The organism is Pedobacter steynii, assembly GCF_900103665.1.
Taxonomy (GTDB): Bacteria; Bacteroidota; Bacteroidia; order Sphingobacteriales; family Sphingobacteriaceae; genus Pedobacter; species Pedobacter steynii.
Window position 1 is genome coordinate 1 of sequence record NZ_FNGY01000013.1, and the last position, 14378, is coordinate 14378.

The window sequence follows — 14378 nt, forward strand, 5'->3', positions numbered from 1 at the left end:
AAACAGGTTAAATGGAAAGAGCCCGGTGGAATACCGAGCTCTCGTACAAAAAACTTAATTTTGAATCTGTCCAACTTTTTGGGGTCACACCAATTAGGACGCTTTTGCTTTTTAGAAATTCTTACCAATCTTCTCCAGCATTTCTGAAGGGATATTCTGCATATCCACTACCAGGAATCCATCGAGGCAATCAGAAAATTTAGGATCAATATTGAAACAAATGATCTTCGCATTCAGGTTCATGTACTGTCTTAACAATACCGGAATTTTAATATGCGAATTTTCAATATCTGAAATCAGACTGTCCAGATCTTTCAGAGACTCACTGCTTTCAATCAAAAGGTTTTTATCTATGGCAGACAGGTCTGCTTTAAATTTGTTCTTAGGCTTCACATAAGCCGCCAGTTCGTAATCAAAGTGGTTCTTGGTGATGTAATCCACAATGAGTGATTTGGAGAACTTAGAGAAGTTATTACTGATACTTACCGGGCCAAACATGTAGCGGTACTGAGGGTTGTCCAGTAAATACTTTAAAATACCTTTCCACAGTAAAAATAAAGGAAGCGGTTTCAACTGGTATTCCTTGCGGATCCATGACCTGCCTAATTCTATTCCTTTTCGCAGTAAAGGGTAAAAAGGTTCTTTAATTTTGAAGAGCTCCGAAAGATAGAAACCTCTTCTGCCCATCGTATTTAGGATCTCATCTCCTTTACCAATGCGGTAGGCACCTACAATGTTTTGCTGGTCCTTATCCCAGATGAATAAGTGATGGTAATAGATGTCGTAATTGTCCAGATCGATTTTCTTATTCGTTCCTTCGCCAACTTCTCTGAAGGTAATTTCACGCAAACGGCCAATTTCTCTTAAGATATTTGGAATGATGGACGTTGGAGTGATGTACACCTCATAATTCTTCTCCTGCCATACCCTGAAGCTTTCCAGGTCTTCAATTTCTGCTACGATTAGCGAACGTTCGGTTTCCTCAATAACGGGTTCCGGCTTTTTCTTGATCTTGAAAAGGTTGATGGGATTGAATAATTTCTTTTCCTCATCAAGGCCTGTTCCTAAAGCATAGGTCCGGGCACGTAAGAAATCAAGTAATTTATTGGTATTGTTTCTGTACGAGATGTCTTCAATATGAATAGGTTTGCCTATTCTGACCTTAATTTTAAGACCTTGCTTATTCAGGAATTCTGAGGGAAGCTTAGCGGTTCTTAAAGTAGGATGGATGAAACTAAGGATGTTAAACAGCACGCCGTTGTTGCCATGGAAATAAATAGGAACAACCGGTAGTTTTGCTCTTGCAATCAGTTTACCTACTACAGGGTGCCATAACCTATCGGTGATTTCCTGTTTGTCCAGGCTGAAGGTCGAAACCTCACCCGCAGGGAATATCCCGATAGGAGTGCCGCTTTGAAGAAGGTCAAAAGTCGCTTTGAGTCCGCTGATGCTGGAAGTATGTTGTACATTTTCGAAGGGATTTACCGCAACGAAGAATTCACTTAGATTGGGGATCTTTTTAAGGATAAAGTTCACCATTACCTTGGATTCCGGTCTTACTGTACACAACAGTTTTACCAGGGCCAGGCCTTCTATTCCACCATAAGGGTGATTGGCTATTGCGATGAATCCTCCTGTCTTTGGAATACTTTTTAAATCGTCCTCATCAAAATCTATACTTACACCAATAGTTTCCAGGATTTTATCAACAAACTCTAAACCGTTAAAATGTTCATTTTGGGAAAAAACCTTGTTGATATCATTCAATTTCATCATCTCCATAAGTAAGGCGGCCAGGCCAGGCACACCTAACTTATCTATCTTAGTGGCCTTTGCAAACTCTTTGGTGGTTATGATCTTCATTTAATTTTGTTTGTGAATAATAAAGCAATTTCAAAAATAAGATTTATATTTTTAAATAACAGTAAGTAGATTAGACAGGTGATGAGAAAATGGCTAAATAACTACTTTGAATTTTCCAGAAGGGAATTTAATGGCCTGATGGTTTTGTTAATTCTACTGGCCGGAGTTTCTGTATTTCCTATGGTTTACCGAGCCTTAAGGCCCCAGGAGCTTCCCACAGCGGAAGAGCAGTTGGCCGTGCTGAAATTTGCCATGGCCAGTCAGCCGGAAGCGTACAAAAAGATGGAGCCCCGAATTTTTTCTGCAAAAGGCCATCTCGAGAAAAGAAAATCCGTATTATTTTATTTTGATCCCAATGTAATTGACATCGATGATTGGCAAAAACTAGGTTTATCTGAAAAACAGGCTCAGGCGATTTTAAATTACCGGTCGAAGGGAGGAGTATTCCGTAAGAAAACGGATTTGCAAAAGATGTACACCATTAGCGCTCAGTTGTATAACCTACTTGAGCCCTATGTACAAATTGCCGGAACTGAGCTTTCTACACCACAGAAGGTTCAGGCCATCGCCACTACACCGGTTCCCATTTCTAAAGAATTGAAGCTTATAGAGCTGAATGGCGCGGATACCCTGGAGTTGGATCAGATAAAAGGAATAGGTATGGTCTTCGCCAGAAGGATTGTTGCCTATAGGGAAAGGATAGGCGGATTCCATAAAAAGGAACAGCTGATGGAGGTATTTGGCATAGATTCCCTTAAATATAACGAGGTTAAAAATCAGGTGAGTATCGATCCGGATAAGCTGAAAAAGATCAATATCAATACGGCAGAGCTTGCGGATTTTAAGAATCATCCCTATATCCGTTATAAACAAGTAAATGCACTGATACAATATAGAAAACAACACGGAAATTATAGTAATATTGCCGACTTAAATAAGGTCGCCATTTTAACGCCTGAAATTATAGGGAGGCTGGCCCCTTATCTTATTTTTTAAAGATGATTGAAGAAAAAATTAAGCAGACCGTCCGCGATGTGAACGATTTCCCGAAACCGGGAATTATTTTTAAAGACATTACACCAATCCTGAAAGACCCAAAGCTTTGTCTGGAGATCGCTGAGGCTTTAGCTGCACAATTGAAAGGCATAGAGATTGATGTGGTTGCAGGAATTGAAAGCAGGGGATTCTTATTTGGACCGGCATTGGCCCAGCTTTTAAATGTACCTTTTATTCCCATCCGTAAGGCAGGGAAACTGCCTTATAAAACCATACAGCAAAGCTATGATCTGGAATACGGCACTGCAACGATTGAAGTTCATGAGGATGCTTTGGTTGCCGGACAACGGGTCCTGATCCACGATGATCTGTTGGCTACAGGAGGGACCGTTGTGGCAGCCTCCAAACTCGTGATGCAACTAGGTGCAGAGGTAGCTGCCTACTCGTTTATCATTAGTCTGGATTTTTTAAATGGGAGAACGCGATTAAGTCCTTACACAGTTAAGGTTTGCTCGTTAGCTTCCTATTAATCTTTTTTAGAGATTTGTATGAATGCAATCCTAAACTGGTTAGGATTGCATGTTCATAAATATAGGGGGGGAGATATATTAGGAGCTAATTTTTGCAGCCTGGTAGAAGCAAAATATAAAAAGTGCTACTGCAATGACCTTTAGTATGAGAATCGAATACCGGGTCACATACGATTTGTTAACATTTTTGAGATACATTGTGATTATATTTAGAATGAATAATTTTATTTCTCCATTAATACTTTGGATAAAGTAGGTTAATTTCTAATTTGCCGTAAAATTACAGGACTACATGGGGAGTATCAACTGCGAAAACACGCAGTTTTGGTTATTCTTTTTGTTAAAGATCTAATGAAATCATCATATGTATCGCGCTTACAAAAAGTAGAGAACATGCATATGATCGCTTCATAACCGCTGAAAAACGAAAATATACTGATGAAAATGCAAGAGAGAGAGAATTTTGGTGATTATTCTAAGACTTTTATCACAGCTGTTCCTGCGGATCTGAAAAGTGAGGAGGCGCTGTTTTTTGATGAGCGCATTCCGAAGTTTGCGGATGAAGCAGTGTATATCTATTCCTTTAAACAAAACCGGATGATTTATGCCAGCGGTTGGGAAGATGTTTTAGGGTATAAAGATGATGAAATCAATATGCTGGCTATTGTCAACATGTCTGCACCGGAATTTGCCCACTTTTCTCATGAACTGAACGATAAAGCTTTAAAGTTCATTCATCATAAGACGAAGGATCTTGAAAAATATAGTTTTACCATTGAACTGAAAAAGATCCATAAGAACGGGACGCAGGTTCCCATTTCTGCAAGGGTAGGGGTTTTCAGTTCGGAAAATGGAAAGATCGAATCGATCATTGGGCGTTTTCAGGTGAACAGAAGTCTGATCTTTGGAAAAGTGATGCGTTATGCTGCTTATGGGCCGGAAAAAGAAAAGTTTGAAGAGGAGCTGAATAAAATTCTGTTTAGCTACCTGGCCATCTCTAACAAAGAGAAGGAAGCCTTGGAACTGGTGGCGAAAGGCTATTCTTTTAAAGAAATCGCCCATGCGCTTAAAGTTTCCCATTCTGCGATAGAGAAAAGGATCATTCCATTATATAAACGTTTCAATGTGAAAAGCCTGACCCACCTGGTCAGCTTTGCCTACGACAACTATATTTTGCCTTAGTTAAGCACCTCCCAGATTTACAGTAATGATGTCTGACTCCGGTACGCCTATCAGTCCGAGGAGGTGTTCCCAGGTATCTTCCACCTTTTCAGAAGGTTCCTCATTTCCCATTACCCAGATGATATTCATGGCTTTAATATGTTGAATGTTAAAAGGACCATAATGAGGGTTATTGAGCAATTCATAGAATAAAGTTGCCCTTAAAATATCCTTTTTAATGAGCCCGCCGGGATTGATGTCGTCAATTACCAGGAGGGAGGAGTCGTGCCACGTCCATGAACCTGGTGAAAGGTTACTGTTGTCACTCTGCTCAAAAAACATAGACAATAGCTTTGTAGCCGTTACGTAGCTGCAGCGGTTGTTTCTGATGGACATTTCTGTAGCAATTCCAACGGAAAGAGAGGTCTTTCCACTTCCTTTAGAGCCGAAGAGCAATAGGTGCTTCCCCTTTTCTTCACAGTTTAAAAAATCGCTGATCATCTTTTTGTGCTGCTCCTGCATATTGAAGTTCCATTGGCTTAGCCGAAGTTGGAAGGGATAACCGGCATTTTGCAGGTGCATCTTTGTCGAATACCAATAATAAGAAGGATAAAGGGAAAGCAGGCACAAAATGACAAATCCGATCATGATCGGTAGGGAATAGAGGCAAATCAGGCTGCAGGCGAGAGCGCCAATCCCAAAGAAGCAAAGATCGGTGAGGGTGTCGAAAGTGACATTCGCCCATTCGGGGTTAAAGATGTAGGTCTTTTTTCCGGAGGTCGTTTTTTTTATAGGAACGTTGAGGAGGAGCGGACCAAGAAAATTATACAGTTCAAACAAAATCCAGCATCCCCAGATGATCAGTGGAGACCAGATCTCTACCTGGCTTATTTCTGTTTTTGAGCTGAGTATCTTATATAAAATAAAGGTGGGGATAAAGCCCAGGGAAAAATGTCCGAACTGATTGGCCATCCAGGAATAGGTTAACGTTACTCCACGGTAAGCATCTTTTCCGATAAGGTCCCTTTTTATTTGTAAAAGGACATCTTTTCTGGTAATAAATTTCATGATTGCGCTTCTTTTCAGATATTTTTCAAAACTAAAATAAAAAAAATAAAAAAACTTTCTCGACTCATTTGTTTTCCTTAAAAATGAAGGGGTACGGTTAATGAACTAAATACCGTTTCGTTCTATCATCAGGCGAATTTTGAACTGCTGTTGCTCTGGTTTTAAATCATTATAATTGCCCAAATTCAAACAATAAGATATGTTAGAAATGATGGATAGTTCTGTAGGATACAACTTCAGTATCTCAGAAAATCAGGAGATGATCAGGAAGATGGTAAAAGATTTTGCTGAAAAGAATATTCGTGCCAATGTAATGGAATGGGATGAAGCTCAACATTTTCCGGTTGAGATTTTTAAGAAATTAGGTGAGCTGGGATTGATGGGCGTACTGGTCCCTGAAATTTATGGTGGTTCTGGTTTTGGATACCAGGAATATGTAGATGTGATTGTAGAAGTAGCTAAAGTTTGTGGTTCTATCGGTTTATCTCTGGCAGCACACAATTCTTTATGTACTGGTCATATTTTAGCTTTTGCGAATGAAGAACAAAAACATAGATGGTTGCCTAAATTGGCTACTGCGGAATGGATTGGTGCATGGGGGCTGACAGAAGCGAATACGGGTTCTGATGCTTTGCGCATGATGACAACCGCAACCCTTGATGGAGATGAGTATGTGATCAATGGTGCAAAAAACTGGATTACCCATGGTAAATCAGGTGACATTGCTGTCGTAATGGTTCGTACCGGAGAGAAAGGCAGTTCAAAAGGAATTTCTGCGATCGTAGTAGAGCGTGGTACTCCTGGTTTTTCTGCTGGTAAAAAAGAGAATAAACTAGGTATGCGTGCTTCTGAGACTACAGAAATGATTTTCGACAATTGCAGGGTGCCTAAAGAAAATCTGCTTGGAAATGTTGGCGAAGGATTTAAACAAGCCATGAAAGTATTGGATGGTGGAAGGATTTCTATTGCAGCTTTATCTTTAGGGATTGCTAAGGGTGCTTATGAAGCCGCAGTTCAATATGCAAAAGAACGTCATCAGTTTGGACAGCCGATTGCAAACTTCCAGGGGATCAGTTTTAAACTGGCAGATATGGCGACAGAGATTGAAGCCGCAGACTTGTTGATCCGTCAGGCAGCAGATTTAAAGAACCGTGGATTACCTATGACCAAGGAATCAGCGATGGCTAAATATTTTGCATCAGAGGTTTCTGTAAGGTGTGCCACAGAGGCTGTACAGATTTTCGGTGGATATGGATACACTAAAGATTTCCCGGTAGAGAAGTATTACAGGGACAGTAAATTGTGTACAATTGGAGAAGGAACATCAGAAATACAAAAAATTGTGATTGCAAGGGAAGTTTTAAAAGATTAATTCGTACCTTACTATTCTAAAAAGCATATTCTAACCAAATATAACCAAAAACGGAATCCGGTGACCAGAGATGATCATCGGATTTTTTATTCATTACTTAATGGAAATGATCTCATAGACCACAAAAGGACTGTATCCTCTCCATGGAAGTGCGCCGATATATTCTTTATAACGCAGTTCAAAAACCTTTCCGCTGTTGAGCATCATTTTCTCTGCTATGGCTTTATCTTCAACGGAGAACTCGAATTCATTGGATTGAATGTTGCCGGTTTGCTTGGAGCGGATTCCCGCCTGGATTAACTTTCCTTCATAGGTTTTAAAGATATATCCTTTCTTTACTACATAGTTGAGCTCTCCGGCTTTAACGCCTTCTCCCAGGACAAAGTTGTAGCGGAAGTAAAAGAATCCTGCAAGGATAAGGATCAGCACTCCAAGGATGATAAAAAGCGTTTTCTTTGATTTCATAGGTGATTTAAATAAGTCCTAAACATATACATTATATATAGGATGTTTGTTTTTAATAAATTTACACTTATTGTTTTGATTCTCAAAACAAAGCCCTATCTTTGCGGTCCTAAAAACAACGAAAGGGGGTATATTACGTTATGATTATCATTAATATTAAAGACGGCGAATCACTAGATAAAGCCTTAAAACGTTTCAAGAAGAAATTCGAGAAAACAGGTGTGTTAAGAGAATTACGTAGCCGCCAAGCTTATGAGAAAAAATCTGTAGCTCGTCGTACACTAGTTAAACATGCTATTTACAAGCAAAACATGCAACTTGAAGGAACTGTATAGTTTCTGAAAAGTTTAAATGATATTAAAGCGCTGTCGGTAAACCCGGTAGCGCTTTTTTATTTTTTATGTTAAAATAAAAACAATTAGCTGAGCTATGTTTTGTATATTCACTTCATCGTGTCATACAAATAGTTTTTATGATTATTGCTCAATTCCTGACATACCTCCAGCACGAGAAGCGTTATTCTCCACATACCATTCAGTCTTACAAAACGGACTTGTTGCAGTTTAGTGAATATATGCAGCAAACATTTGAATTGCCTTTAACTGAAGTAGGGTATGTTCATGTAAGAAATTTTATGGTGACCCTTCTGGAGGAGCATGTTTCTGAGAATTCTGTAGGAAGGAAGCTCTCTACGCTTCGCAGTTTCTATAAACACCTTTCCCGCGAGGGTTTGATTCCCGTAAATCCGATGACGCTTGTAAAGGCGCCTAAAGTACCTAAACGACTTCCTGTATTTGTGGACGATCAAAAGCTGGATGTCCTGCTCGATTCGGGAGAATTTTTTGATGATACTTTTCCTTCTGTACGTGATAAACTGGTGATCGAAACCTTATTCGGGACCGGTATGCGTTTGGCGGAACTGCTGTCGCTGAAAGAATCGGATATTGATTTTTATGGCGCTACGGTCCGGGTTTTGGGAAAAAGAAATAAAGAACGAATTATTCCGATAGGCAAAGTCCTTGGAGATCAGCTGAAAGCTTACATTGACTTGAAAACGTTACAGAATTTTAATAACAAAACGGGGGTCTTAATCGTTACAGATAAAGGAGCTCCTGCTTATACTAAGCTCATCTATAGAATAGTGACCAGTTATTTGACAAACGTATCCACACAGGATAAAAAAAGTCCGCATGTATTGCGTCATTCATACGCAACAAGCCTGTTGAACAGGGGTGCAGATTTAAATGCAATAAAAGAGTTATTGGGCCATGCCAGCCTGGCAGCAACCCAGGTATATACCCATAACTCCGTAGAAAGATTAAAATCAATATATAAACAAGCCCATCCAAAGGCATAAAAAAGGAGGAAACAATGAAAATTACAGTTCAATCGATCCATTTCAATGCAGACCAGAAGTTGTTAGAGTTTATTCAGAAGAAAGTTGACAAGTTAGATCAGTTCTTCGACCAGATCATTAGTGGGGAGGTCTATTTGAAATTAGAGAATGTAGATGATGAGGCAAACAAAATAAGTGAGATCAAACTGATCGTTCCGGGTGTTACGATGTTCGCAAAGGAGCAATGTAAAACTTTTGAAGAGGCGACGGATTTAGCAATTGAGTCCCTGAGAAAACAAATTACTAAACATAAAGACAAGACAAGAGAAAAATTAAGTGAACATAAAGCAATTTTAAATGCTAACGAAGTATCTGATTATTAGGAGGATATTTTAAGCGTTTTTGATAAAAAGGTTGGCGGGACTAAAACCCGCCAATTTTTTTTGAAAATAATTTTGGATCGTATTAAAATTCGTGTACATTTGCAATCCCAATCAGAGAGGGCGTTTCTCTTAAAAGATTCGGAAAGTTCTGTGAAAGATTAAACATTATAAAAATCATTGCTCAACCATCAGCAATGAATGATATAAGCCTCCTTAGCTCAGCTGGTAGAGCAACTGACTTGTAATCAGTAGGTCATTGGTTCGATCCCGATAGGAGGCTCTTTTAACTTCGGTGCTGTAAAGTATTGGCAAGATAAAAGCGGGGGGATACCAGAGTGGCCAAATGGGACAGACTGTAACTCTGTTGTCGCAAGACTTCGAAGGTTCGAATCCTTCTCCCCCCACAATAAAAAAGCGAAAGTAGCTCAGTTGGTAGAGCGATAGCCTTCCAAGCTATAGGTCGCGAGTTCGAACCTCGTCTTTCGCTCAAATTGGAAAAGCTGGGAAATCGGCATAGAATTAAGTAGTTTAATTAGGATATCAATTAAGCTACTTAATTAACTTAGATTACAAGCTGAGATTAAAAAGCCGAAGTAGCTCAGCGGTAGAGCACTTCCTTGGTAAGGAAGAGGTCGTGGGTTCAAGTCCCATCTTTGGCTCAAGATAAAAACAAGCTTTGTTGAATCTGTAATTATGGCAGTTGAACAAGGTTTTTTGTGTTGAATTTGTATCAAAACAATTAATTAATAAAAAGTTATAAACTACTAATAAGTATAAAAACATGGCAAAAGAAAAGTTTGACCGCAGCAAGCCGCACTTAAACATCGGCACAATCGGTCACGTTGACCACGGTAAAACAACCTTAACAGCAGCTATCACTAAAGTGTTATCTGATGCTGGTTTATCTGAGGCGCGTTCATTTGATTCTATTGACTCTGCTCCAGAGGAAAAAGAAAGAGGTATCACTATCAATACAGCACACGTTGAGTATTCAACAGCTAACCGTCACTATGCACACGTTGACTGTCCAGGTCACGCGGATTATGTAAAGAACATGGTTACTGGTGCTGCACAAATGGATGGAGCTATCATCGTTGTAGCTGCTACAGATGGTCCGATGCCACAAACTCGTGAGCACATTCTATTGGCTCGTCAGGTTGGTGTTCCTTCATTGGTAGTATTCATGAATAAAGTGGATATGGTTGACGATCCTGAATTACTAGAATTAGTAGAGATGGAAGTTCGTGAATTGTTATCTTTCTATGAATTCCCTGGTGATGATATCCCTGTGATTCAAGGTTCAGCTCTTGGTGGCTTGAACGGCGATCCGAAATGGGTTGGAAAAATCATGGAGCTTATGGATGCTGTAGATAGCTACATTCCAATTCCTCCACGTTTAACTGAACTTCCATTCTTAATGCCTGTTGAAGATGTATTCTCGATCACTGGTCGTGGTACTGTTGCAACTGGTCGTATTGAGCGTGGTGTAATCAACTCTGGAGATCCAGTTGAAATCTTGGGTATGGGTGCTGAAAATCTTAAATCAACTGTAACAGGTGTTGAGATGTTCCGTAAGATCCTTGATTATGGTGAAGCAGGTGATAACGTAGGTCTATTGTTACGTGGTATTGAGAAAACTGATATCCGTCGTGGTATGGTTATCTGTAAACCAGGTTCAGTAACTCCTCACACAGATTTCAAAGCTGAGATCTATGTATTATCAAAAGCAGAAGGTGGACGTCACACTCCATTCTTTAACAAATACCGTCCACAATTCTATTTCCGTACCACAGACGTTACTGGTGAGATCTCACTAGCTGAAGGAACTGAAATGGTTATGCCAGGTGATAACGTTACGATCACAGTTAAATTGATCAACGCAATCGCAATGGAAAAAGGTCTACGTTTCGCAATCCGTGAGGGTGGTAGAACAGTAGGTGCTGGTCAGGTAACTGAAATTTTAAAATAGTATTTTATCCTTAGGGATAAGAAACAACAATAAAGCAAAGTACTTAGGCTTTTAAACCGCCTGAGTACTTTGTTTCTAAAGAAGCTGCTAAATTCTGGAAAGGAAATAGCTTATACACGGGAATAGTTCAACGGTAGAATAGAGGTCTCCAAAACCTTTGATCAGGGTTCGAATCCTTGTTCCCGTGCAAAAAATTAATTATGGCTAAAGTAGTTCAATTTATTAAAGAATCGTATGAAGAAATGACCCAGAAGGTTACTTGGCCTACATGGGGAGAATTGCAAAATTCTGCAGTGCTGGTTCTGGTAGCTTCGTTTATCATTGCATTAGTTGTTTTTGCAATGGATAAGGGATCTACTTTTGTTTTAGATACTTTTTATAAATCACTTTCTAATTAATATAGCTAAATGGACGATCAGTTAAAATGGTATGTAGTTAGGGCTGTTAGCGGAAAAGAGAAGAAGGTAAAACAGTATATCGATTCTGAAATTAGCCGTTTAGGTTTTTCTCATCTTGTGCCTCAGGTATTAATCCCAATGGAGAAATACTACCAGATGAAAGAGGGAAAAAAAATTGCAAAAGAGCGTAACTTCTATCCCGGATATGTTTTAATTGAAGCGAATTTGGACGGAGAACTTGAACACATTATTAAGAACGTTAATAGTGTGATTGGTTTTTTAGGGGATAAAGGTGGAAACCCGGTTCCTATGCGTCAGGCAGAGGTTAACCGTATTTTAGGTAAAGTTGATGAGATGAGCCAGCAAGGCGAAACCATGAACGTAGCTTACTATGTCGGAGAGAACATCAAAGTAATGGATGGACCATTTAATGGTTTCACTGGTGTGATCGAAGAGGTAAACGAAGAGAAGAAAAAACTAAAAGTTATGGTTAAGATTTTCGGAAGAAAAACTCCATTGGAGCTTAACTATATGCAAGTAGAAAAAGAATAGAATTCAATTCATATAAGATCTTAAATGTTACTTGCTTCCAACATTATAACATTGAGTATTAAAATTAACAAAACAGAAAATGGCAAAAGAAGTCAGTGCACTTGTTAAGTTACAGATCAAGGGTGGAGCTGCAAATCCATCACCACCGGTAGGACCTGCGTTAGGTGCTAAAGGGGTGAACATCATGGAGTTTTGCAAACAATTCAATGCTCGTACCCAAGATAAGCCCGGTAAAGTATTACCAGTTGTAATTACTGTTTATGCTGACAAGTCTTTCGAATTTATCATCAAAACCCCTCCGGTTGCTATCCAGTTAAAGGATGCTACTAAATTAACGAGTGGTTCTGCTGAGCCCAACCGTAAGAAAGTTGGTTCGGTGACTTGGGATCAGGTTAAGTCAATTGCTGAAGATAAAATGACTGATTTAAATGCTTTCACTATCGAATCTGCAATGAGTATGGTTGCAGGTACAGCACGCAGTATGGGAATCACCGTTAGCGGTGATGCACCTTGGACAAATTAATTAACAAAAAACAGTTTACAACAGTGGCTAAATTAACAAAAAATCAAAAAAAGGCACATGCTAAACTAGAATCTGGTAAAACGTATTCTTTACAGGATGCGGCTGCTTTGGTAAAAGAGATTACTACAACTAAATTTGATGCATCGGTAGATATCGATGTAGCTTTAGGTGTAGATCCACGTAAGGCCAATCAAATGGTACGTGGTATTGCTACTTTACCACACGGTACAGGTAAAACTGTACGTGTATTAGTTCTTTGTACTCCTGATAAGGAAGAAGAGGCTAAAGCGGCAGGTGCAGATTTTGTAGGTTTAGACGAATATGTAGCCAAGATTGAAGGTGGATGGACTGATGTTGACATTATTATCACTACTCCTGCTTGTATGGCAAAAGTAGGTAAACTGGGCCGCGTTTTAGGTCCACGTAACCTTATGCCAAACCCTAAGTCAGGAACTGTAACCAACGAAGTTGGTAAAGCAGTTACTGATGTAAAAGGCGGAAAGATTGATTTTAAAGTTGACAAAAGTGGTATCATTCACGCTTCAGTAGGAAAAGTATCATTCCCAGCAGAAAAAATATATGAAAACGCATTAGAAGTACTTCAGGTAATTTCTAAGCTAAAACCATCTGCTGCAAAAGGAACTTATTTTAAGAGCATTCATGTTTCTTCTACTATGAGTCCTGGAATTGCAATCGAAACTAAATCAGTAGCGGGTATCTAATTATGAACAGAGAAGAAAAACACGAAGTCGTTTCGGCTCTTCAAGCGAAGATGCAGGAATTCGGTAATTTTTATATTGCCGATACATCAAGTCTATCTGTTGAGAAAGTAAACAATATCCGTCGCAAATGTTTCGAAAGCGGGATCGAAATGCAGGTAGCTAAAAATACTTTAATCAGAAAAGCGATTGAAGGATTAGAAGGCGATGCATCAGAGATCTTTGTTGCCCTTAAAGGTCAATCAGCATTATTATTCTCTACAACAGGTAATGGTCCAGCTAAGCTGATCAAAGCCTTGAGAAAAGGATCTGATAAACCTCAACTTAAAGCAGCATATATCGATTCAACGGTATTTATCGGTGACAACCAATTAGATACTTTAGTAAGCTTGAAATCAAGAGAAGAGCTTATCGGAGACATCATTGGTCTATTACAATCACCAGCTAAAAACGTTATTTCGGCTTTACAGTCAGGTGGCAATACAATTGCAGGAATTGTTAAAACTCTTCAAGAGAGAGAAGGTTAAGGAACACCTTATAAGTTCATATTATAATAAATTATTTTACGTAAATTTTTAAAATCTATAAAAATGGCAGATTTAAAAGCGTTTGCTGAGCAATTGGTAAACTTAACAGTTAAAGAAGTTAACGAATTAGCTCAAATCTTAAAAGACGAGTATGGTATCGAACCAGCTGCTGCTGCAGTTGCGATTGCAGGTCCTGCTGGTGATGCTGCTCCTGCAGCTGAAGAAAAAACTACTTTTGATGTAATATTGAAAGAAGCTGGTGGTTCTAAATTAGCAGTTGTGAAACTGGTAAAAGACTTAACTGGTTTAGGTTTGAAAGAAGCTAAAGATCTAGTTGATGGTGCACCAAAAGAATTAAAAGCTGGTGTTTCTAAAGACGAAGCTACTGCTTTGAAAACTCAATTAGAAGAAGCTGGAGCTGTAGTTGAAATTAAGTAATAACTTAATTTTAATATAACTTTAACCATAGACTCCGACTGTATAGTCGGAGTCTATACCTGTTTATAAACATTTCAT

17 protein-coding genes and 5 tRNA genes are annotated in these 14378 nt (G+C 39.1%); 19 read left to right on the forward strand and 3 right to left on the reverse strand.

Annotation, left to right across the window (positions count from 1 at the left end):
* Nucleotides 1-111 precede the first annotated feature (111 nt).
* Entirely contained in the window at nucleotides 112-1863 is a 1752-nt protein-coding gene (locus tag BLQ87_RS28010; RefSeq protein WP_074612223.1) for a lysophospholipid acyltransferase family protein, read from the reverse strand.
* An 81-nt stretch (nucleotides 1864-1944) separates the two neighbouring features.
* On the opposite strand from BLQ87_RS28010, the gene BLQ87_RS28015 reads away from it, so the two are divergent.
* The 3 genes from BLQ87_RS28015 to BLQ87_RS28025 all read left to right on the forward strand — a co-directional run bounded on the left by BLQ87_RS28015 (nucleotide 1945) and on the right by BLQ87_RS28025 (nucleotide 4571).
* Nucleotides 1945-2859 carry a ComEA family DNA-binding protein gene (locus BLQ87_RS28015; RefSeq protein ID WP_074612224.1) on the forward strand — a complete coding sequence of 305 codons (915 nt, stop codon included), beginning with the start codon at nucleotides 1945-1947 and terminating at the stop codon, nucleotides 2857-2859.
* 2 nt (nucleotides 2860-2861) lie between these two features.
* Entirely contained in the window at nucleotides 2862-3389 is a 528-nt protein-coding gene (locus BLQ87_RS28020; RefSeq protein ID WP_074612225.1) for an adenine phosphoribosyltransferase, read from the forward strand.
* Nucleotides 3390-3827: 438 nt separating this feature from the next.
* A complete protein-coding gene (locus tag BLQ87_RS28025; RefSeq protein WP_245723945.1) occupies nucleotides 3828-4571 on the forward strand; it encodes a LuxR C-terminal-related transcriptional regulator in 744 nt (247 codons plus the stop codon).
* On the opposite strand, the gene BLQ87_RS28030 is transcribed toward BLQ87_RS28025, so the two are convergent.
* On the reverse strand, nucleotides 4572-5618 hold the full coding sequence (locus BLQ87_RS28030; protein WP_083362092.1) for an ATP-binding protein: 1047 nt from the start codon (nucleotides 5616-5618) through the stop codon (nucleotides 4572-4574).
* Nucleotides 5619-5817: 199 nt separating this feature from the next.
* On the opposite strand from BLQ87_RS28030, the gene BLQ87_RS28035 reads away from it, so the two are divergent.
* Nucleotides 5818-6990, forward strand: a complete 1173-nt coding sequence (locus BLQ87_RS28035; RefSeq protein ID WP_074612227.1) for an acyl-CoA dehydrogenase family protein — start codon at nucleotides 5818-5820, stop codon at nucleotides 6988-6990.
* Nucleotides 6991-7083: 93 nt separating this feature from the next.
* Here BLQ87_RS28035 and BLQ87_RS28040 read toward each other — a convergent pair whose 3' ends face one another.
* Nucleotides 7084-7455, reverse strand: coding sequence for a hypothetical protein (locus BLQ87_RS28040; protein WP_074612228.1), 372 nt, complete (start codon nucleotides 7453-7455; stop codon nucleotides 7084-7086).
* Between the two features lie 140 nt (nucleotides 7456-7595).
* On the opposite strand from BLQ87_RS28040, the gene rpsU reads away from it, so the two are divergent.
* The 15 genes from rpsU (at nucleotide 7596) to rplL (ending at nucleotide 14300) form a co-directional block, all read left to right on the forward strand.
* Complete coding sequence (gene rpsU / locus BLQ87_RS28045) at nucleotides 7596-7790, forward strand: 30S ribosomal protein S21 (protein ID WP_062551169.1); 195 nt, start codon at nucleotides 7596-7598, stop codon at nucleotides 7788-7790.
* Nucleotides 7791-7927: 137 nt separating this feature from the next.
* Complete coding sequence (locus tag BLQ87_RS28050) at nucleotides 7928-8812, forward strand: tyrosine-type recombinase/integrase (protein ID WP_074612229.1); 885 nt, start codon at nucleotides 7928-7930, stop codon at nucleotides 8810-8812.
* 14 nt (nucleotides 8813-8826) lie between these two features.
* Complete coding sequence (gene hpf, locus BLQ87_RS28055; RefSeq protein WP_074612230.1) at nucleotides 8827-9174, forward strand: ribosome hibernation-promoting factor, HPF/YfiA family; 348 nt, start codon at nucleotides 8827-8829, stop codon at nucleotides 9172-9174.
* Between the two features lie 207 nt (nucleotides 9175-9381).
* Nucleotides 9382-9454 (forward strand) — tRNA-Thr (locus tag BLQ87_RS28060).
* A gap of 41 nt (nucleotides 9455-9495) precedes the next feature.
* Nucleotides 9496-9578: transfer RNA gene (locus BLQ87_RS28065), tRNA-Tyr, on the forward strand.
* A gap of 10 nt (nucleotides 9579-9588) precedes the next feature.
* Nucleotides 9589-9661 (forward strand) — tRNA-Gly (locus BLQ87_RS28070).
* A 100-nt stretch (nucleotides 9662-9761) separates the two neighbouring features.
* Nucleotides 9762-9833, forward strand: a tRNA-Thr gene (locus tag BLQ87_RS28075).
* A gap of 122 nt (nucleotides 9834-9955) precedes the next feature.
* A complete protein-coding gene (tuf, locus tag BLQ87_RS28080) occupies nucleotides 9956-11143 on the forward strand; it encodes an elongation factor Tu (RefSeq protein ID WP_074612231.1) in 1188 nt (395 codons plus the stop codon).
* A 116-nt stretch (nucleotides 11144-11259) separates the two neighbouring features.
* Nucleotides 11260-11330, forward strand: a tRNA-Trp gene (locus BLQ87_RS28085).
* 13 nt (nucleotides 11331-11343) lie between these two features.
* Nucleotides 11344-11541: a preprotein translocase subunit SecE gene (gene secE / locus BLQ87_RS28090; protein WP_062550292.1), complete on the forward strand. Its 198-nt coding sequence runs from the start codon at nucleotides 11344-11346 to the stop codon at nucleotides 11539-11541.
* Nucleotides 11542-11550: 9 nt separating this feature from the next.
* A complete protein-coding gene (nusG, locus tag BLQ87_RS28095; RefSeq protein WP_073232495.1) occupies nucleotides 11551-12093 on the forward strand; it encodes a transcription termination/antitermination protein NusG in 543 nt (180 codons plus the stop codon).
* A gap of 79 nt (nucleotides 12094-12172) precedes the next feature.
* Nucleotides 12173-12616, forward strand: a complete 444-nt coding sequence (rplK, locus tag BLQ87_RS28100) for a 50S ribosomal protein L11 (RefSeq protein ID WP_073232496.1) — start codon at nucleotides 12173-12175, stop codon at nucleotides 12614-12616.
* A gap of 23 nt (nucleotides 12617-12639) precedes the next feature.
* Nucleotides 12640-13338, forward strand: a complete 699-nt coding sequence (gene rplA / locus BLQ87_RS28105; protein ID WP_069382436.1) for a 50S ribosomal protein L1 — start codon at nucleotides 12640-12642, stop codon at nucleotides 13336-13338.
* A 2-nt stretch (nucleotides 13339-13340) separates the two neighbouring features.
* Entirely contained in the window at nucleotides 13341-13862 is a 522-nt protein-coding gene (gene rplJ, locus BLQ87_RS28110) for a 50S ribosomal protein L10 (protein WP_074612232.1), read from the forward strand.
* Between the two features lie 63 nt (nucleotides 13863-13925).
* Complete coding sequence (gene rplL / locus BLQ87_RS28115) at nucleotides 13926-14300, forward strand: 50S ribosomal protein L7/L12 (protein WP_074612233.1); 375 nt, start codon at nucleotides 13926-13928, stop codon at nucleotides 14298-14300.
* The last annotated feature ends 78 nt before the right edge of the window (nucleotides 14301-14378 follow it).

What these genes read in the sequence shown, in the direction of transcription:
- BLQ87_RS28010 (WP_074612223.1), bottom strand. Translation starts at nt 1,863, where the DNA reads ATGAAGATCATAACCACCAAAGAGTTTGCAAAGGCCACTAAGATAGAT.
- BLQ87_RS28015 (WP_074612224.1), top strand. Translation starts at nt 1,945, where the DNA reads ATGAGAAAATGGCTAAATAACTACTTTGAATTTTCCAGAAGGGAATTT.
- BLQ87_RS28020 (WP_074612225.1), top strand. Translation starts at nt 2,862, where the DNA reads ATGATTGAAGAAAAAATTAAGCAGACCGTCCGCGATGTGAACGATTTC.
- BLQ87_RS28025 (WP_245723945.1), top strand. Translation starts at nt 3,828, where the DNA reads ATGAAAATGCAAGAGAGAGAGAATTTTGGTGATTATTCTAAGACTTTT.
- BLQ87_RS28030 (WP_083362092.1), bottom strand. Translation starts at nt 5,618, where the DNA reads ATGAAATTTATTACCAGAAAAGATGTCCTTTTACAAATAAAAAGGGAC.
- BLQ87_RS28035 (WP_074612227.1), top strand. Translation starts at nt 5,818, where the DNA reads ATGTTAGAAATGATGGATAGTTCTGTAGGATACAACTTCAGTATCTCA.
- BLQ87_RS28040 (WP_074612228.1), bottom strand. Translation starts at nt 7,455, where the DNA reads ATGAAATCAAAGAAAACGCTTTTTATCATCCTTGGAGTGCTGATCCTT.
- rpsU (WP_062551169.1), top strand. Translation starts at nt 7,596, where the DNA reads ATGATTATCATTAATATTAAAGACGGCGAATCACTAGATAAAGCCTTA.
- BLQ87_RS28050 (WP_074612229.1), top strand. Translation starts at nt 7,928, where the DNA reads ATGATTATTGCTCAATTCCTGACATACCTCCAGCACGAGAAGCGTTAT.
- hpf (WP_074612230.1), top strand. Translation starts at nt 8,827, where the DNA reads ATGAAAATTACAGTTCAATCGATCCATTTCAATGCAGACCAGAAGTTG.
- tuf (WP_074612231.1), top strand. Translation starts at nt 9,956, where the DNA reads ATGGCAAAAGAAAAGTTTGACCGCAGCAAGCCGCACTTAAACATCGGC.
- secE (WP_062550292.1), top strand. Translation starts at nt 11,344, where the DNA reads ATGGCTAAAGTAGTTCAATTTATTAAAGAATCGTATGAAGAAATGACC.
- nusG (WP_073232495.1), top strand. Translation starts at nt 11,551, where the DNA reads ATGGACGATCAGTTAAAATGGTATGTAGTTAGGGCTGTTAGCGGAAAA.
- rplK (WP_073232496.1), top strand. Translation starts at nt 12,173, where the DNA reads ATGGCAAAAGAAGTCAGTGCACTTGTTAAGTTACAGATCAAGGGTGGA.
- rplJ (WP_074612232.1), top strand. Translation starts at nt 13,341, where the DNA reads ATGAACAGAGAAGAAAAACACGAAGTCGTTTCGGCTCTTCAAGCGAAG.
- rplL (WP_074612233.1), top strand. Translation starts at nt 13,926, where the DNA reads ATGGCAGATTTAAAAGCGTTTGCTGAGCAATTGGTAAACTTAACAGTT.